The organism is Spirillospora sp. NBC_01491, from assembly GCF_036227065.1.
In the GTDB taxonomy this organism is placed as follows: Bacteria; Actinomycetota; Actinomycetes; order Streptosporangiales; family Streptosporangiaceae; genus Spirillospora; species Spirillospora xylanilytica.
Genome location: NZ_CP109432.1, coordinates 350524 through 368465, shown reverse-complemented (window position 1 = coordinate 368465; position 17942 = coordinate 350524). Strand labels below are relative to the sequence as shown.

General features: G+C 73.7%; 14 protein-coding genes. 8 read left to right on the top strand and 6 right to left on the bottom strand.

The features are described 5' to 3' along the window. Positions 1–182 precede the first annotated feature (182 nt). The 6 genes from OHA34_RS01735 to OHA34_RS01710 all read left to right on the top strand — a co-directional run bounded on the left by OHA34_RS01735 (position 183) and on the right by OHA34_RS01710 (position 7745). Entirely contained in the window at positions 183–2033 is a 1851-nt protein-coding gene (locus tag OHA34_RS01735; RefSeq protein ID WP_329520464.1) for an AMP-dependent synthetase/ligase, read from the top strand. Between the two features lie 190 nt (positions 2034–2223). Continuing rightward, the gene (locus OHA34_RS01730) at positions 2224–2850 is read left to right on the top strand and encodes a trimeric intracellular cation channel family protein (RefSeq protein ID WP_285943669.1); all 627 of its coding nucleotides are present in this window, start codon (positions 2224–2226) and stop codon (positions 2848–2850) included. 83 nt (positions 2851–2933) lie between these two features. Continuing rightward, positions 2934–3746, top strand: a complete 813-nt coding sequence (fdhD, locus tag OHA34_RS01725) for a formate dehydrogenase accessory sulfurtransferase FdhD (protein ID WP_285943670.1) — start codon at positions 2934–2936, stop codon at positions 3744–3746. Positions 3747–3901: 155 nt separating this feature from the next. Beyond that, a complete protein-coding gene (locus OHA34_RS01720) occupies positions 3902–4837 on the top strand; it encodes a metal-dependent hydrolase (RefSeq protein WP_285943671.1) in 936 nt (311 codons plus the stop codon). A 281-nt stretch (positions 4838–5118) separates the two neighbouring features. Further along, complete coding sequence (locus tag OHA34_RS01715; protein ID WP_329520463.1) at positions 5119–5964, top strand: M24 family metallopeptidase; 846 nt, start codon at positions 5119–5121, stop codon at positions 5962–5964. Beyond that, the gene (locus OHA34_RS01710) at positions 5961–7745 is read left to right on the top strand and encodes an SDR family oxidoreductase (protein WP_329520462.1); all 1785 of its coding nucleotides are present in this window, start codon (positions 5961–5963) and stop codon (positions 7743–7745) included. Before OHA34_RS01715 ends, OHA34_RS01710 begins: the two co-directional genes overlap by 4 nt. Here OHA34_RS01710 and OHA34_RS01705 read toward each other — a convergent pair. Further along, a complete protein-coding gene (locus OHA34_RS01705) occupies positions 7742–9631 on the bottom strand; it encodes an AfsR/SARP family transcriptional regulator (protein ID WP_329520461.1) in 1890 nt (629 codons plus the stop codon). The two genes, OHA34_RS01710 and OHA34_RS01705, sit on opposite strands and share 4 nt — an antisense overlap. Positions 9632–9944: 313 nt before the next feature. Here OHA34_RS01705 and OHA34_RS01700 point away from each other — a divergent pair, with 313 nt between their 5' ends. Next, the gene (locus OHA34_RS01700; RefSeq protein ID WP_329520460.1) at positions 9945–11357 is read left to right on the top strand and encodes a phenylacetate--CoA ligase family protein; all 1413 of its coding nucleotides are present in this window, start codon (positions 9945–9947) and stop codon (positions 11355–11357) included. Between the two features lie 43 nt (positions 11358–11400). Beyond that, positions 11401–12333, top strand: a complete 933-nt coding sequence (locus tag OHA34_RS01695) for a hypothetical protein (protein ID WP_329520459.1) — start codon at positions 11401–11403, stop codon at positions 12331–12333. Here the strand turns inward: OHA34_RS01695 and OHA34_RS01690 are convergent. The 5 genes from OHA34_RS01690 to OHA34_RS01670 all read right to left on the bottom strand — a co-directional run bounded on the left by OHA34_RS01690 (position 12267) and on the right by OHA34_RS01670 (position 17917). Then, complete coding sequence (locus OHA34_RS01690; RefSeq protein ID WP_285943676.1) at positions 12267–13445, bottom strand: ABC transporter ATP-binding protein; 1179 nt, start codon at positions 13443–13445, stop codon at positions 12267–12269. The two genes, OHA34_RS01695 and OHA34_RS01690, sit on opposite strands and share 67 nt — an antisense overlap. A gap of 9 nt (positions 13446–13454) precedes the next feature. Next, entirely contained in the window at positions 13455–14285 is an 831-nt protein-coding gene (locus OHA34_RS01685) for a carbohydrate ABC transporter permease (protein ID WP_285943677.1), read from the bottom strand. Further along, entirely contained in the window at positions 14285–15229 is a 945-nt protein-coding gene (locus OHA34_RS01680; protein ID WP_285943678.1) for a carbohydrate ABC transporter permease, read from the bottom strand. Before OHA34_RS01680 ends, OHA34_RS01685 begins: the two co-directional genes overlap by 1 nt. Continuing rightward, on the bottom strand, positions 15226–16503 hold the full coding sequence (locus OHA34_RS01675) for an ABC transporter substrate-binding protein (RefSeq protein ID WP_285943679.1): 1278 nt from the start codon (positions 16501–16503) through the stop codon (positions 15226–15228). Before OHA34_RS01675 ends, OHA34_RS01680 begins: the two co-directional genes overlap by 4 nt. Before the next feature lie 112 nt (positions 16504–16615). Further along, entirely contained in the window at positions 16616–17917 is a 1302-nt protein-coding gene (locus OHA34_RS01670; protein ID WP_329520458.1) for an NAD(P)/FAD-dependent oxidoreductase, read from the bottom strand. Positions 17918–17942 lie beyond the last annotated feature (25 nt).

The window sequence follows — 17942 nt, the reverse complement described above, 5'->3', positions numbered from 1 at the left end:
CCATAAATGATCAACAAACGGGCGGTACGGGTCCGGTCACCCAGGGGTCGCCCCACCCCCGCCATCACCCCCCGACCAGGAGACGGCCCCCGGGGCGCCCTTGCCCGAACATGGTTCGGCATGGTGCGATTCCCCTCTGCAAGTGAACACTGACATCGGTGCACTGCCGGAAGGGGCGCGAGATGGTCGAAGCCGGGGTTCGGGACGCGCGGGCGGAACTGGAGCGGACGGCCGGAGGGCGGACGATCTGCACCCGGCTGGCCGACACCGCCCGGCGGGACGGCGCCCGGCCCGCCTACTCCGACCGCGTCGACGGCAAGTGGCGGACGCTGACCTGGGAGGACACCCGCCGGCGGGCGCTGGAGACCGCCGCGGGGCTGGCCGCGCTCGGCCTGACGGCCGGCGACGTGGTGGCGCTGATGATGCCCAACCGGTCCGAGCACGTGCTGGCCGACCTCGGCGCGCTGCACGCGGGCGGCGTCCCGACGACGGTGTACGCCACCCTCGCCCCCGACCAGGTGGCCTTCGTCGCCGCGGACTGCTCGGCCCGGTACGCGGTACTGGACGGGCGGGACCAGCTCGACCGCTGGCTGCCGGTGCTCGACCGGCTGCCCGCGCTGCGCAAGGTGATCGTGATCGACGCCGCCGCCTGCCCGGCCGGGGACCGGTTCCTGACCTGGGACGCCCTGACCGCGCTCGGCCGGGAGCGGCTGGCCGCCGACCCCGCTGCGATCGACGCCCGCTGGAAGGCCGTCCGGCCCGAGGACGCCGCCACCCTTCTGTACACCTCCGGGACCACCGGGAACCCCAAGGGCGTGCTGATCACCCACTCGATGGTGCTGCACGAGGCGGCGATGGTGGAGGGCGCCTCGGTGCTGCCCGGCCACCCGTCCGGCATCTCCTACCTGCCGTTCGCGCACATCGCCGACCGGGTGCTGAGCTACTACCTGCCGGTCGGGCTGGCCGCGCACGTGCACTTCTGCCCCGACCCCGCCCAGCTCACCACGGTGCTGCGGGAGGTCAGGCCGCACTCGTTCTTCGGCGTCCCGCGGGTCTGGGAGAAGATCATGGCGGGCATCCAGGCGGTGCTGGCCGCCGAGCCGGACGAGGAGAGGAGGGCCGCGGTCGCGCGGGCGCTGGAGGCGGGGCGCGCCCACGTCGCCGGCCAGGAGCACGGGAACGCCCTCACCCCGGAGGAGCGCGCCGTGTTCGAGCGCGCCGACGCCGCCGTGCTGGCGCCGATGCGGGCGCTGCTCGGGCTCGACCGGGTCGTCCAGGCGTCCAGCGCCGCCGCGCCGCTGCCGGTGGAGGTCGCCCGGTTCTTCGCCGGCCTCGGCCTGAAGATCTTCGACGCGTACGGGATGACCGAGACGACCGGGGCCGTGACCGCCAACCTCCAGGACTCGTTCAAGCTCGGCACCGTCGGCCGGCCGTTCCCCGGGGTGGAGCTGCGGCTCGCCGGGGACGGGGAGATCCTGGTGCGCGGCGCGACCTGCACGCCCGGCTACCTGAACCGGCCCGAGGCGACCGCCGGGCTCCTCGACGCCGACGGGTGGGTGCACACCGGGGACGTCGGCGTCCTGGACGAGGACGGGTTCCTGCGGGTGGTGGACCGCAAGAAGGAGATCATCATCACCGCCGGGGGCGAGAACGTCGCCCCCTCGCTGATCGAGAACCACCTCAAGGAGCACCCGCTGGTCGGGCAGGCCCTGGCGTTCGGGGACCGCCGCCCGTACGTGGTCGCGCTGATCACCCTGGACGGCGAGGTCGCGCCGGTGTGGGCCGCCGCGCACGGGCTGGAGGGCGCGGACGTGGCCGCGCTCGCCGGGCACCCGCTGGTGCTGGAGGAGATCGGCAGGGCCGTCGGGGACGCCAACGCCCGGCTGGCCCGCGTCCAGCAGGTCAAGAAGTGGCGGCTGCTGCCCGCCGAGTGGACCGCCGAGAGCGAGGAGCTCACCCCCACCCTCAAGCTGAAGCGGCGGGTCGTGCACGGCAAGTACACCGACGTTCTGGACGCCCTGTACGACGCCTGATCCGCGGGCCCTCCCGCCGCGCCGCGGCCCCTCCCCCGCCCGCGGCCCCGCGGCCGGCCCGGACGTACGGTGAGATCATGGCGCGGTCGCGCCGTCGATCGCGGCGACGGTCATCCCGCCGCCCGCCGCCGTCGCGGCCGACCGAGGGGTCGGCAGGCGGGCCCGACCCGCCCGGGCGGAAGGACGTTCGATGACGGGGCCGGACGCGGCCGAGGTGCTGGACCTGGCGGGCATCTTCGTGTTCGCGCTGTCGGGGGCACTGGCCGCGGTGCGCCAGCGGCTGGACGTGGTCGGCATGGTGGTGCTGGCCGAGATCACCGCGCTCGGCGGCGGGATCATGCGCGACCTGATCATCGGCGCGGTGCCGCCGGCCGCGTTCACCAGCGTCGGCTACGTGCTGGTCCCGCTGGCCGCCACGGCGCTGGTGTTCTTCTGGCATCCGCAGGTCGCCCGGCTGCTGCCCGCGGTGATGTTCTCCGACGCGGCCGGGCTCGGGCTGTTCTGCGTGACCGGGACGGTGAAGGCCCTCGGCCACGGCCTGTCGCCCCTGCACTCGGTGCTGCTCGGGGTCGTCACCGCGGTCGGCGGCGGCGTCCTGCGCGACATGCTGAGCGGGCAGATCCCCGCGGTGCTCTACGACCGGCAGCTCTATGCGCTGCCGGCGCTGCTCGGCGCCTCGGTGATCGCGGCCGCGTACACGGCCGGCCTGCACGGCGCCGCCGTCACCGCGGGCTCCGCCGTCCTGGCGTTCGGCCTCCGCGTGCTGGCGATGCGGTACGGCTGGCGTGCGCCGCGCGCCCGCGGCGTCGCCGACTGACGGCCGCGGGCGGCGGCCGGAGATGGGGCGGACGGGCGTCCCTGCTTTCGCGCCGTCCCGCCAGGGGGAGTACGGTCACGCGTATGGGGCGGATCACGGTGCGCAGGCCGGTGCTGCGGCTGAGCACCACCGGGACGCGGGGGCGGCGGCCCGACACCCTGGCGGTGGAGGAGCCGCTGGAGATCCGGATCGACGGGCGGCCGCTGACGATCACGATGCGCACCCCCGGCGCCGACTTCGACCTGGCCGCCGGGTTCCTGGCCGCCGAGGGCATCATCGGCGCGGCCGGCGATCTGGCCGCGATGCGCTACTGCGCCGACACCGCCGAGCAGAACACCCTCGACGTCGTGCTGGCCCCCGGGGTCCGGCCGCCGGACGCGCTGCTGACCCGCGCGTTCACCACCACCAGCGCCTGCGGGGTGTGCGGCAAATCGAGCATCGAGGCGCTGCGGACCGACCGCCCCTACGACGTGGCCGCCGACACCGTCGCGCTGACCACCGCCGTCCTGGCGGCGCTTCCGGACCGGCTGCGGGAGTCGCAGCGGGTCTTCGACCGCACCGGCGGGCTGCACGCGGCCGGGCTGTTCGACGCGGACGGCGGGCTGCTGGTGGTGCGGGAGGACGTCGGCCGGCACAACGCGGTCGACAAGGTCGTCGGGTGGGCGCTGCGCCAGGACCTGCTGCCGCTCACCGGGCGGATCCTGATGGTCAGCGGGCGCGCCTCGTTCGAGCTGACCCAGAAGGCGGCACAGGCCGGGATCCCGGTGCTGGCCGCGGTGTCGGCGCCCTCGTCGCTGGCGGTGGAGCTGGCCGAGGACGCCGGGATGACGCTGGTCGGATTCCTGCGCGGCGAGACGATGAACGTCTATACCGGCGCCGACCGTATCCCCTGCTGAGGCCAGGCCGATTGTCACCGGGCGATGGAATTCCGCCGCCGACTTGTGGGCCACGCCCCAAGAAACCCGCCCGCCCCCGGAGTTGACTACTCCGGCACAGGACGCGCGCCGGCTCCGCGCGTCCGGCTTCGGGCGCGCGGATTGAGGGAGAGGGTATGACCAGGCCCCTGACGGACGGCGCACCTGCGCCCGCGATCGACGAGCGGCACCCGCCGATCAAGGCGCGCCGGATCTCCTTCGACTGGTCGAAAACGCCGCTGCACTGGGTCCCCGGCGACCCCGTCGCCACCCACATGATCAACTCTTTCCACCTCGTCCTGCCCGAGGGTGAGAAGTGGTTCATCCAGTGCGTGAAGGACGCCCGCCCGCACATCAGGGACCCGCGGCTGCTGGAGGAGATCAAGGGCTTCATCGGGCAGGAGATGGTGCACGCCCGCTCCCATCAGGGCGTTCTCGACCAGATCCTGGAGGCCAACGGGATCGAGGTGTCCAGGATCACGGGACCGGCCGGGCAGGGCAACGCCGACCGGCCGGCCCGGATGGCGGCCCTGAAGGAGAAGTCGCCGCGGTCGTGGCGGCGCAGGCTGCGGTTCGAGCTGGCCGCGGTCGCCTCGATCGAGCACTACACCGCGGTGCTCGGCCAGTGGATCATGGACAACGAGCGCCTCGACGCGGCCGGGGTGGACCCGATGATGCTGGACCTGCTGCGCTGGCACGGCGCCGAGGAGGTCGAGCACCGCTCGGTGGTCTTCGACGTCTACCGGGCGATGGGCGGCCGGTACCCCACCCGCGTCCTGGCCTGGACGGTGTCGCTGTTCTTCCTCTACTGGGCGCTGATCGGCGGCACGCTCTACCTGCTGAAGCAGGACCCGACGGTCAAGGGGCGGGTGACGCTGCCGCGCGCCTACCGCTCGTACCGCAGGTCGGTCCGGAAGGGCACGGTGCCGGGCATCTTCCGGCTGCTGCTGGGTGAGGCGCCGGTCTACCTCAAGCCCTCCCACCACCCCTCCGAGATCTGCTCCACCCCGCGGGCGCTGGAGTACCTGAAGACCTCCCCGGCCGCGCAGGCCGCGGGGTACGACCCTTATTAGTTCTCAAGCTCGGCCCGGCTTCCTCGCCTGGCGGCTCGGGGCGCCGACCGTGCTTGGGCGAGCGCGACATCGCTTCGCGATCTGGCCGGTGGGGCTCGCCTTCGGCATCGCCCCACCGGCCAGGTAGCGCCCTCGCGTGACGGCCGAGGGCCTTGGGCGGGCTCTGGACCCATCGGCCGGTTCTGAAGGGGGCCTGCGGGCCGCCCATGTACGCGTGCGGGTGGCGAGCGTCACTGCGGGGGCCCTTGACCGGGGTTCGGCCCTCGCGGTTAATTAACGTTGTGTCTAATAATGTCGCGCTCGCCCGCACCGACAACGCCGCGGAGCTCGAGCGATTCCGGGAGATCCAGCGCCTGTGCTACCAGTGCGCCGACGAGGTGGCCGCCACGCTCGAACCGGGCGTGACCGAACGCGACGCCTGCCGCCGGATGCGCCGGTGGCTCCGCGCCCACGGCGTGGACGACTGGCTGCACACCCCGTTCGCCTGGTTCGGCGACCGCTCCGCCTTCCGCGGCTTCAAGGTCCCCACGCAGTTCCTCCCCGGCGGGACGCGCCTGGAGGAGGGCATGCCCTACATCCTCGACATGGCGCCGGTGAAGAAGGGCTACTCCGCCGACATCGGCTACGGCGGCGTGCTCGGCGAGAACCGGATCTGGGAGCGGGTCGACGCCGACCTCGCCGCCTACCGGACGCTGATCCTCGCGCTCGTCCGGGAGCGGCGCACGTTCGCCGACGTCTACGCCGAGGTCGACGCCCTCATCGAGCGGCAGGGCTACCAGAACCGGCACGCCAAGTACCCCGGCCGCGTCATCGGCCACCAGGTCGGCGTCATCGGCGGCGTCCTGCCCAAGGGGGTCGGGTTCCCGTTCGGGGTCCGGTTCCTCCAGACCATCGGCCGCGAGCTGGTCAAGGAGCGGCTGGAGGGGCGCTCCCCGCTCTGGAACGGCGCCGCGCAGTCCCAGCATCCGCCGACGCCCGGCCTGTGGGCGGTGGAGCCGCACATCGGGTTCCGCGGCGTGGGCGTGAAGTTCGAGGAGATCCTCGTGGTGACCGAGGACGACGCGTCCTGGCTCGACGACGACCTGCCGCACGTGCACCGCTGGGCGCGGCGCGAGGCGGCGGCGTGACCGCCGCGACCGGCGGCGGCCCCGCCCCGGCGACGACGGCCCGCCGGGTCCGCGGCGACGGCGTCGACCTGGCCGTCTACGAGCAGGGCGACCCGTCCCGCCCGACCGTGCTGCTCATGCACGGCTACCCCGACACCCACGCGGTCTGGGACGAGGCCGCCGCGCTCCTGGCGGGCCGCTTCCACGTCGTCCGGTACGACGTGCGCGGCTCGGGCGCCTCGTCCCGCCCGTTCGGGCGCGAGCCCTACGCCCTCGACCATCTGATGGCCGACCTGCGCGCGGTGCTGGACGCCGCCGCGCCCGGCCGCGAGGTCCACCTCGTCGGGCACGACTGGGGCTCCATCCAGGCATGGGAGGCGGTCTGCACGATGCGGGACCGGTTCGCCTCCTTCACCTCCATCTCCGGGCCGTGCCTCGACCACGTCGGCCTCTGGACCCGCCGCATGATCGCCCGGCCGACCCCGGGCAACCTCCGGCGTGGCGCCGGCCAGGTCCTGCGGTCCTGGTACATCTACTTCTTCCAGACCCCGGTGCTGCCCGAGCTGGTCTGGCGGAGCGGGATGGCCAGGCCGTTCGCCAAGGCGCTGGAGATCGGCGAGGGCGTCGCCCCGCGCGCGGGCCACCCGGCGCGGACGCTGCCGCGCGACGGCGCCGCGGGGGTCGGGCTCTACCGCGCCAACATGCTCGAGCGGCTGCGCGGCCCGCGCGACCGGCGCACCGACGTGCCCACCCAGGTGATCGTCCCGACCCGGGACCTGTTCGTGTCCCCGCACCTGGTGGACGGGCTCGCCGGACGGGTGCCGAACCTGTCGCTGCGTCCGATCGCCGCCGGGCACTGGGTGCCGCGCAGCCATCCGGCCGTCGTCGCCCGCTGGGTCGCCGAGCACATCGCCGGCGTCACCGGCGGGCCGCTCACCGCCGCCGAGTCCCGGGGGCTGCGCCGCGCGCGGGCCGTCCCGGGCCGGCGCCCCTTCGAGGGGTCGCTGGTCGTGGTCACCGGCGCCGGCAGCGGCATCGGGCGGGCCACCGCGCTCGCCTTCGCCGAACGGGGCGCCGAGGTGATCGCGGCCGACCTGGACCCGGCCACCGCGCAGCGCACCGCCGAGCTGGCCGGGCTGCTCGGCCCGGCCGCGCACGCGTTCCAGGTGGACGTGTCCGACCAGGCCGCGATGGAGGACTTCGCCAAGTCGGTCCTGCACGGCCACGGCGTCCCGGACGTGGTGGTCAACAACGCCGGGATCGGCATGGCCGGGCCGTTCCTGGAGCACACGGCGCGGGACTGGGAGCAGGTCCTCGGCGTCAACCTGTGGGGCGTCGTGCACGGCTCCCGGCTGTTCGCGGCGCAGATGGCCGAGCGGGGGGAGGGCGGGCACATCGTCAACACCGCCTCGGCGGCGGCGTACACGCCCTCGCGCTCCCTGCCCGCGTACGCGACCAGCAAGGCGGCGGTGCTGATGCTGTCGCAGTGCCTGCGGGCCGAGCTGCGCGGCAAGGGCATCGGGGTCAGCGCGATCTGCCCGGGGATCGTCGACACCGGCATCACCCGGACCTCGCGGTTCGTCGGGCACGGCGAGGCCGGGCAGGAGCGGAGCCGGGAGCGGGCGGCGCGGGCGTACGCGCTGCGCGGCTTCGGCCCCGAGGGCGTCGCCGAGCAGATCGTCGCCGCCGTCCGGGACGACCGCGCGGTCGTCCCGGTCACGGTGGAGGCGCGGCTCGCCCACCTCGGTTCGCGGCTGTCACCGCGCCTCATGCGCCTCCTGGCCCGCGTCGACGCCGGCTAGCGGCGAGGGCCGCCGGGGTCGGCGCAGACGGCGGTCTCGGCCATGCCCTCGGGGTCGGCCGGGGCCGCCGGGCGGTCAGGGCCGTCCGGGAGGCCGGGGCCGCCCGGGACATCAGGACCGTCAGGGACGTCGGGGAGGTCCCGCGCGTACAGCCCCAGCAGTGTCGGGAGGCGGTAGGTGTCGTGCCCGCCGTCATCGGTGCCGGAGTACTCGACCAGCCCGGCGTTCATGAGCGCGCCGATCAGGTCCTCGGCCTCGTCCAGGCTCTCCGCCAGGGCCGCCGCGGCCTCGGTCGCGCAGAACCGCCCGGCGCCCCGGCGGCCGAGCAGGCGGAGGGCCCGCCGGGCGGGCGGGGCCAGCCCGGCGCAGGCGCGGGCGAGGACGGGCCGCAGCTCCAGATCACCGGCGCGCAGCTCGTCCAGCCGCCGGTCCTCGTCGCCCAGCCGGGCCGCCAGCCGGCCGACGCTCGAATGGGGCGTCGCCGCCAGCCGGCCCCCGGCGATCCGCAGCGCCAGCGGGAGATGCCCGCACAGCTCGGCGACCAGGGCGGCGGCGGCCGGCTCGGCGGAGACCCGCGCGGCGCCGCCCACCCGGGTCAGCAGCTCCACCGAGTCCTCGGGGGCGAAGGCGCCCAGGTCGACCCGGTCCGCGAAGCCGATCCCCGGCAGGCGGCCCCGGCAGGTGATGAGCACCGGGCATCCAGGGGCGCCGGTGAGCAGGGGCCGCACCTGGTGCTCCCCGGTGGCGCCGTCCAGCACGACCAGCGCCCGGAGGCCCGCCATCCGGTAGCGGTACAGCTCGGCGCGCTCCGCGGCGGACGCGGGGACGTCCGCGCCGTCCACCCCGAGCAGGCTGAGCAGCCGGGCCAGCGCCGGCATCGGGTCGCCCCCGTCCCGGCGCAGGTCCACGTGGAACCGCCCGTCCGGGAAGACCGCCTCCCATAAGTGCGCGAGGTGCAGCGCCAGCGCGGACTTGCCGGTCCCCGGTCCGCCGCTGATCACGCAGATCGTGGGGGCGGACCGGCCGGACGCGGTCTCCAGCAGCCGGGACACCTCCGCGAGCTGCTCCTCGCGGCCGGTGAAGTCGGGAAGGTCCGCCGGGAGCGGAGGCCGCCGGGGCGGCTCCCGGCGCGTCCCCACGCCCGGGGCCGGATCGAGGGACGGGTCGCACGCGTGGATCGCCCGCTCCAGCCGGCGCAGCCCCGCGCCGGGCTCCAGCCCGAGCTCCTCGCCGAGCAGCGCGCGGCCGTCCCGGAAGACCCGCAGCGCCTCGGACTGCCGCCCGCACCGGTACAGCGCGAGCATGAGCTGGCCGCGCAGCCGCTCGCGGAGCGGGTTGCGGGTCAGCTGCCCGAGGATCTCCCCCACCAGCTCCGGATGGCGGGACAGCGCGAGCCCGACGTCGAGCCAGTCCTCCAGCACCGCCAGCCGCCGCTCCTCCAGGGCGGGCCGCGCCTGCCGGACGAAGTCGTGGGCGGCGCCGTCGAGCGGCGCCCCGCCCCACAGCCCGAGCGCCTCCCGCAGGAGGGCCTCCGCCTCCTCCGGGCGCCCGCCCGCCATCGCGGCCCGGCCGCGGGCGGCCAGGCCCATGAACACCTCCAGGTCGAACCCGCCCGGCTCCACGTGGATCGCGTAGCCCGAGCCGCGGCGCAGGATCGTCGGCGCCCCGAGCACCCTGCGCAGCGCCGACACGTGCTGGCGGAGCTGCACGAGCGCGGTGGCGGGCGGCACCGCCCACAGCGCCGAGACCAGCGCCTGGTCGGACACCACCTGGCCGGCCTCCAGCAGCAGCGCGCCGAGCACGGCCCGGCGCAGGGCGCCGTCCACCGCGACGGGAACCCCGTCGTCACTCACCTCGACCGGACCGAGAATCCTGTAGACCAACACGGCGGCACCTCCGACCTGGGTGGACGAGCCGAACGTACAAGATCCATTTATCGGGCCATTATCGTCTCGCTCAACGGCGCCGCCGATGATGAGGAGGTCATCAACTCTTCAAGGGAAGGGGCCTCCAATGGTCGCCATCAAGAGCAGCACCAAGCAGGTCCGCTACGTCATGGGCGCCATGACCGCGGTGTTCTTCAGCCTTTGCCACGCTTCCTGATCACGACCGAATGAGCGTGTGGGGAGGCCGCGGCCTCCCCACACACACGTCCGCGCCCCGGGGCCCCGCCCCGGGCTTGCCGTCAACGGAGGCGAAGTGCTGGAGACCGGTGTCCGGCAGGTACGGGTCGCGCTGGCCATGGTGTTCGGCCGGCCGCTGAACGTCGGGCTGGTCGAGCGGCTGGTCGAGGACGCGCTGGCGACCCTGGACGAGTTCGGCTCGCCGGGCGAGGACGTCGAGCAGCTCATCGACGGGCCGTTCGCCGACCCCGCCGACCGGCGCGACCTCCAGACCCGCGCCCTCCAGCGGACCGCGCGCCGGCTGCACCGGTCCTCCCGGTTCTACCGGGAGCGCCTCGACGCCGCCGGGATCGACCCGGGCGGCCTCACGCTGGAGACGCTGCGCTCGGTCCCGGTCACCGTCAAGCGCGACCTGGTGGACCGCGGGAAGGACTTCATCTGCGGACGGCCGTACCTGGCCACGCAGACGACCGGGACGACCGGCGTCCCGGTGCGGGTGTGGCTGTCGCGGTACGAGATCGAGCTGTGGCCCGCGCTGATCGCGCTGTCGATGCTGCTGCGCGGCGAGATCCGGCCCGGCGACTGCATGCAGATGAACCTGAGCTCCCGCGCGACCGCCGCGATGCAGGAGGACCTGGCGATGCTGCGGCTCGCCGGCGCCGCCGGCCGCGTCGTCGGCCAGGTGGCGCCGGACGAGTCCCTGGACCACCTGCTGGACGGCGTCGCGCCCCCGACGATCCTCAACGGCTACCCCAGCTACATCGGGCAGCTGGTCACGGCGGCCCGCCGCCGCGGCCTCGGGCCCGCCGACTTCCGGCTGCGCGCCCTGTACGTGGGCGGCGAGGTCCTCTCCCCCCACCTGGCCGAGGCGGTCCGCGCCACGTTCGGCATCGAGCAGGTCAACGACACCTACGGGGCGACCGAGCTGCTGCCCGTCGGCGGCCGGACCTGCAACGGCGGCCACGTGCACCTCGACCCGAACATGGGGTACGCCGAGGTGCTGGACCTGGAGACCGGCGAGCCCGCCGAACCCGGTGGGCTCGGCACACTCACCGTCACGCCGTACTACCCGTACCGCGACTGCATGCCGGTGCTGCGCTACGACACCCGCGACATCGTGCGGGCGCTCCCCGAGCCCCTGGACTGCGAGCTGTCCGCCGTGCCCGCCGTATCGCAGATCCTCGGCAAGGAGAGCCGGCTGCTGCGCACCGGCGACGGCGTCGTCACGCAGCGGGACGTCGTGGAGGCGCTCGACGGCCTGCCGGGCGTGGAGTGGCCCGTGCGCCACCGCGCCCGCGTGGACGCCGGCCGCCTGCACGTCACCGTCGTCGCGCCGGGCCTGTCGACCACCGACGTCGTCGAGCGGTTCGCCGGACGCGGCATCGACGCCACCGCCGAGATCGCCGACCTGGACGAGCAGGACGCGCGGCGGCTCTGCCCGCTGCGCTGCGACCTGCGCGAGGAGACTTTCGTGAGAGGTGCCGCATGAGGCCGGCGACGGAGAGCCCGATGAGACGAGCGGGGGACGCGACGTGAGCGCCGGGCAGGACCTGTTCCAGGTGGGCGTCACCTCGTTCTACGCGCTGGCCGTCCCGGCCGGAGCGGTGCTGTACTTCCGCACCGTGCGGGTGCCGAGGCCGCCCGTAGGGACGTTCAACGGGCGCGACATCGTGGTGATGATGGGGTTCGTCCTCGCACTGCCGTTCCTCTACCTCGCGCTGCCCGGGGTGGCGCTGCCGGTCGTGCTGGCGCTGGTGTTCGCCGGCGGCCTGACGGTCGGCTACCAGCCGGTGGTGGGGCACACGCCGGTGCGCTGGGCGCTGATCCTCGCGCTGCTGGCCGCCGACCTGGTGGGGCACCAGGTGCTCGGCGCCGGAACGCCGTTCTACTGGGTGGCCAACAGCTGCATCGTCGGGCTCATCGTGGTCTCCGCGACCAACCTCAACGTGCAGGGCGGCATGCCGCTGAAGAACGTCGCCTGGTTCGTGCTGCTGCTGGCCGTGTACGACCTGACGTTCGCCACGGTGATCCCGCTGACCCAGGAGCTGGCCGAGGCGATCCAGGGATACCCGTTCGCGCCGTCGGCGGGGCTGCGGGTCGGCGGGTTCGGCGCGGTGATCGGCATGGGCGACCTGCTGGCCTACTCGCTGTACACCGCGGCGGCGTACAAGGCGTACGGGCGGAGCGGGCTGCGGACGGCGCTGGGGATCGTCCTCGCCTTCGGGTCGGTGCTCCCGACGCTGGCGCCCCTCGCCGTCGAGGCGCTGACCGGGTCGGCGCCCGCGCTCGTCCCGGCGCAGGTGTTCTTCGGCCCGGCGGCCTTCGCCGGGTACCTGATGCTGCGCCGGCGGCTCGGCGCCGAGCGGCGGATGGCCGAGGTGCCCGTCCGGGCCCCCGATCAGACCCGCTCGCTGAGGTTGACGCCGGTCTCGGGCTCGAACAGGTCGATGGCGTCGGGGTCGTAGTCGAGCTCGATGTTCTCGCCCCGGCGGGCCCGCGACATCGGGTCGAGGCGGGCGATGAGCTGGGACCGGCTCTGGTCGGTGACGTTCCCCTGGAACGCCTCGGCCAGGTGCTCGGACTCGATCGCCCCGGACGAGCCGAGGTCGATGTAGGCGAACTTCTCCGCGCCGAGCGACTCCAGGACGTCGACGTGCCCGGTGAAGGTCAGGTCGTGCCCTTCGGGACGGCGCTCCCGGACGAGCCGGGCGTCGCCGAACGCCTCCGGCCGGATCCCCACGATCACCTGTGCGGGGGCGTTGTTGGCCTCCAGGGCGCGGCGCATCCGGTCCGAGACCGGAATGGGCCCGAGCACGGTCTGGAGCCCGTCCGAGGTGACGTCGGCGTTCAGGAAGTTCATCGACGGCGACCCGATGAACCCCGCGACGAACAGGTTGTGCGGGTGCTCGTACAGCTCCTCGGGCGGGCCCATCTGCTGCACCACCCCCTTGCGCATCAGCACGATGCGGTCGCCGAGCGTCATCGCCTCGGTCTGGTCGTGGGTGACGTACACGGTGGTGGTGCCCAGGTGCTTCTGCAACCGCGAGATCATCGTGCGCATCTGCACGCGCAGCTTGGCGTCCAGGTTGGACAGCGGCTCGTCCATCAGGAACGCCTTGGGGTCGCGCACGATCGCGCGGCCCATCGCGACCCGCTGCCGCTGCCCGCCGGACAGGTGCGCGGGCCTGCGGTCCAGGAACTGCTCGATGTCCAGGAGGTGGGCCGCCTCCTGGACCTTGCGCTTGGACTCGGCCTTGCCGACCTTGGCGAGCCGCAGCGGGAAGGCGATGTTCTCCGCCACGGTCATGTGCGGGTACAGCGCGTACGACTGGAACACCATCGCGATGTCGCGGTCGCGCGGTGCCTTCTCGTTCATCCGCGCGCCGCCGATGGTCAGCTCGCCCGCGCTGATGTCCTCCAACCCGGCGATCATGTTCAGCGTGGTCGACTTCCCGCAGCCGGACGGGCCGACCAGGATGATGAACTCCTTGTCGGCGATCTTCAGGTCCAGCTCGCTGACGGCGGTGGTGCCGTCGGGGTACCGCTTGGTCACCCCGTCCAGGACGATCTCAGCCATGGTCCCGCCTCATCCCTTCACGGCTCCGGAGGTCAGGCCGGACACGATCCGGCGCTGGAACAGCAGCACGAACAGCACGATCGGGATCGTGATCACGATGGCCGCCGCCGCGATCGATCCGGCCGGGTCCTCGAACTGCGAGCTGCCGCTGAAGAACGAGATCGTCGCCGGGGCGGTGCGGGCGGCGCTGGAGGAGGTCAGCGAGATGGAGAACAGGAAGTCGTTCCAGCACAGGATGAACGCCAGGATCGCGGTGGTGACCACGCCCGGCGCGGCCAGCGGCGCGATCACCAGGCGGAACGCCTGGAAGGGGGTGGCGCCGTCCATCTTGGCGGCCTTCTCCAGGTCCCACGGGATCTCCCGGAAGAAGGTGGACAGCGTGTAGATGGTCAGCGGCAGCGCGAAGGTGATGTACGGCAGGATCAGGCCGGGCCAGGTGTTGAACAGCCCGAGCCCGCGTTCGATCTGGAACAGCGGCGTGACCAGCGAGATCTGCGGGAACATCGCGATCAGCAGCGAGATCCCGAGCACCAGCGACTTGCCCGGGAACTCCAGCCGGGCCACCGCGTAGGCGGCCATCGTGCCGATCACGATGGCGATCAGGGTGGAGATCACCCCGATCCCGATGGAGTTGATCAGGCCGCGGACGAAGTCGTCGTTCTTGAAGATGCCGGCGTAGTTGGACCAGGTCCAGGTGGTCGGCCAGAACCTCCCGTCGGAGATCGTGCTCGGCGCCTTGAACGACAGCGCGGCGATCCACACCACCGGGATCAGCGCGCACACCACCACGACGAGGTCGACCACCGCCCATCCGGCCGTCCGGTCCCGGTGCCGTGACATCAGCGCTTACCCCCTGTGGCCTGGGCTGGCGCGGAAGTGCCCAGCACCTTGACGAACACGAACGCGATGACCGCCACGGTGACGACGATCAGCACCGACATGGTGGAGCCGATGCCGAGGTTCAGCCCGCCGATCAGGTTGTGGTAGGCGATCACCGACACCGCCGCGGTGTTCTGCGCGCCGTTGGTGAGCACGAAGATGTTGTCGAAGATCCGGAACGCGTCCAGCGTCCGGAACAGCAGCGCGGCCAGGATCGCCGGCCGCATCAGCGGCAGGGTGATCAGCCGGAACCGCTGCCACGCACCGGCGCCGTCCATCGACGCCGCCTTCAGCGTGTCCTCGGGCACCAGCGCGAGTCCGGCCATGAGCAGCAGCGCCATGAACGGCGTGGTCTTCCACACCTCGGCGAGGATGACGATCCCTATGGCGGGCCAGTGCTCGGTGAGCGGCGCCTGCCCGCCGGGGAGCAGCCCGGCCAGCCAGCCGGTGTCGGGCGTCCAGGCGTACTTCCAGCCGTAGGCCGCCGCGACCGTGACGATGCCGTACGGGATCAGCACGACGGTCCGGATCAGGCCCCGCCCGACCAGCGTCCGGTACATCACCAGCGCGATCACCATGCCGAGCACCAGCTCGATGGCGACGCTCACCACCGTGACGACGGCCGTCACCGCGAACGCGTTCCACCAGAACGCGCTGGTGAGGACCGTGGTGTAGTTCTCGACGCCGATCCACCCCTTGCGGTCCGGGAACCGCAGGTCGTAGCGCTGAAGCGACAGCAGCACCGAGTAGACGATGGGCCATCCGGTCACCAGCACCATGACCAGGGCGGCGGGCGCGCACAGCCACCAGCCGAGGTGGCGCTCGGATCTGCGGCCCTGGCTGACCGCCCGCCTCCCCGCGTCGTCGCCCCCGCTCACGGTCGCGCCGCCGCCCGGGCCGTTCATGGGAGCACCCCCTTGCTTTGCAGCGCGTCGGATATGAGGTTCCTCAGCGTCCTCAGCGTGCGCGGCGGATCGATCGCCGAAGGAGGCGACAGCGTCACCGCCGTGACGGTCGAGACGTTCTGGTAGGTCGGCGTCTTCGGCCGGGCGGCGGCGGTCTTGAGCGCGGCCAGGATCGTGTCCCGCATCGGGTACGCCTCCGCCATGCCGCTGGCGCCGTAGACGGACTCGATGGTCGGCGGCAGCCCGTCCTTGACCGCGGCGACGCGCTGGCTCTCGGGGTCGCGCAGGCACAGCGCCGCCTGGAACGCCGCCTGGGGGTTCTTGGAGTAGCGGCTGACCGCGAAGTTGGCACCGCCGAGGGGCGCCCTGCCGCTCCCCGTGATGCCGGGGTAGGGGGCCCATTTGAAGTGCGGCAGCATGGCGGGCTTGAGCTCGGCCATGGACGCGTACACGAACGGCCAGTTGATCTCGTAGGCGCCGCGTCCCGACTCCACGGCCAGCCGCGCGTCGTCCTCCTTGGTGTTGGACAGCGACGGGTCGGCGGCCTTGGACCTGGCGAAGGCGCGCAGCACCTTGAGCGCGACGAGCGCCTGCGGGCCGAGTTCGACGCGCGCGCCGTCCGGGCTCAGGATGCGGCCCCCGGCCGAGGCGACCAGGCTGTTGAACCAGACGACCAGCCCCTCGAACTGGGCGCCGGTGACCTCGCCGTAGTGCGGCTTGCCCTCGGCGGCGAGCCGGGCCGAGGCGGCCATCAGGCCCGTCCACGTCGTCGGCGGCTCCGGGATCAGGTCCGAGCGGTACCAGAGGAGCTGGACGTTGGTGTTGTAGGGGGCCGCGTACAGCTTGCGCTGCCAGACGGCGGTGTCGAGCGGCCTCGCGGTGACCCCCCGGCGCGCCTCCGCGGCGAACGGGCCGGTCCATTCGCGGATCCAGCCCGCCTCGGCGAGCTCGGCGGTCCAGGTCACGTCCATGCCGAGGACGTCCAGCTCGGAGTCGGCGGCGGCGAGCCGGCGGACGAGCTGCTCGCGCTGGTCGTCGGCGCCGCGCGGCAGCGTGTTGAGGACGATCCGGTACCGGCCCCGCGCGAGCCGGTTGCAGCGCTTGACGATCTCGCCCATGCTCTGCTGCGGCGCGTTGTAGAGGCTGATCACTCGAGCCCCCGAGCCGCCGGAGCCGCAGCCGGACAGGAACCCGGCGGCCAGCGTCGCGGCGGCGCACGCGGCGGCCGCCCCGCGCCGCCGGGGCCCGGCCGGGCCGCCTCCGCCCATCAGCATCGACGTCCCCCTCCCCCAGGCCGCCGGGGCTTTCCCCCGCCCCGGTCGCTCAGGCTCTACCCGGGCGCCCGGTGGTGATCACCGAGGTGGACGAATCATTACCATCCCCTGGTCACAGGCTGTGCTCGACGTCGGCGAGGCTGCCGGTGGCGGGGTCCATCAGGCCGACCCGGATCAGGTCGTCGCCGGCCACGTTGTGCAGCAGCCAGTCGCCCAGCACCCGCGCCTTGGCCCGCGCCGACGGGACCGTGGCCAGGTGGTAGCCGCGGGTGACGGCCTGCGCCGGCACGCCGGTCAGCGGGACGCCGAGGGGGCGCGCGACCGCCTGGCTGCCGCCGAGGTCGACCACCATGCCGAGGTCGCGGTGCCGGTAGGGCCTGGGCTCGCCGCCGTGCAGCGAGGCCACCACGTTGCGCGCGGCCGTCCGCGCCTGCCGGGTCGCGTGCTGCGCGGTGGGCGGGCAGATCGCGTCGCCGCCCTTGTCCAGGTCGGGAACGGCGGCGGCGTCGCCCACCGCGAACACCCCGGGGGTCCCGGGCAGCCTCAGGTCGGCGCCGACCACCAGCCGGCCCCGCTCCGTGGGCGCGTCCAGCGTCGCGACGACGGGGCTCGGCTGGACGCCCGCGGTCCACACCACCGTCCGGCACGGCAGGGTGCTGCCGTCGGTGAGGTCCGCGGACGTGGCCGTGAGGCGCTCGATGGTGGTGCCGAGCCGGATCCCGATGCCGCGCCGGGTCAGCTTGCGCATGGCGACGGCGCCGAGCCGGTCCCCCATCTCGGGCAGCAGCCGGGGCGCGACATCGATCAGGGTCCAGGTCAGCAGCGCCGGGTCGAGCCGCGGGAAGCTGCGCAGCGCCTTGCTGGTCAGCAGCTGGAGGTTCGCGGCGGTCTCCACCCCCGAGTAGCCGCCGCCGACGACCAGGAAGCCGAGCCGCTCGGCGCGCTCGGCCGTGTCGAGCCCGGCGTTGGCCAGCTCGAGCTGGGCGATGACGTGGTCGCGCAGGTAGACGGCATCGGCGAGGCTCTTCATGCCGTGCGCGTGCTCCTTGAGCCCCGGGATGTCGAAGCTGCGGGTGACGCTGCCGGGGCACAGCACGAGCCGGTCGTACCGGACCGTGGCGGTGTGGCCGTCGATCATGGTGACCTCGCAGCGGCGCGCGGCCAGGTCGACGCCGGTCGCGGTGCCGGGGATCAGCCGGGTGCGGCGCAGCTTGCGGTGCAGCGGGCCGGCGATCGAGCGCGGGTCCAGCAGCCCGGCCGCCACCTCGGGCAGCAGCGGCTGGTACAGGGTGTAGCCGAACGGGGAGACGATGACGATCTCGGCCGCGGCGGGCCGGAGGGCGCGCTCGAGCCGGCGCGCGACGGCGTATCCGGCGAAACCGGCGCCCACGATCACGATGCGGGGTACGGACACGGTGGCTCCCTCACTGGCGTCCTCG

Bases quoted from the DNA above. Each gene is read 5' to 3' on its own strand.
- fdhD (WP_285943670.1), top strand. From the start codon at position 2,934: ATGGGGCGGATCACGGTGCGCAGGCCGGTGCTGCGGCTGAGCACCACC.
- OHA34_RS01675 (WP_285943679.1), bottom strand. From the start codon at position 16,503: ATGCTGATGGGCGGAGGCGGCCCGGCCGGGCCCCGGCGGCGCGGGGCG.
- OHA34_RS01685 (WP_285943677.1), bottom strand. From the start codon at position 14,285: ATGTCACGGCACCGGGACCGGACGGCCGGATGGGCGGTGGTCGACCTC.
- OHA34_RS01690 (WP_285943676.1), bottom strand. From the start codon at position 13,445: ATGGCTGAGATCGTCCTGGACGGGGTGACCAAGCGGTACCCCGACGGC.
- OHA34_RS01730 (WP_285943669.1), top strand. From the start codon at position 2,224: ATGACGGGGCCGGACGCGGCCGAGGTGCTGGACCTGGCGGGCATCTTC.
- OHA34_RS01720 (WP_285943671.1), top strand. From the start codon at position 3,902: ATGACCAGGCCCCTGACGGACGGCGCACCTGCGCCCGCGATCGACGAG.
- OHA34_RS01735 (WP_329520464.1), top strand. From the start codon at position 183: ATGGTCGAAGCCGGGGTTCGGGACGCGCGGGCGGAACTGGAGCGGACG.
- OHA34_RS01680 (WP_285943678.1), bottom strand. From the start codon at position 15,229: ATGAACGGCCCGGGCGGCGGCGCGACCGTGAGCGGGGGCGACGACGCG.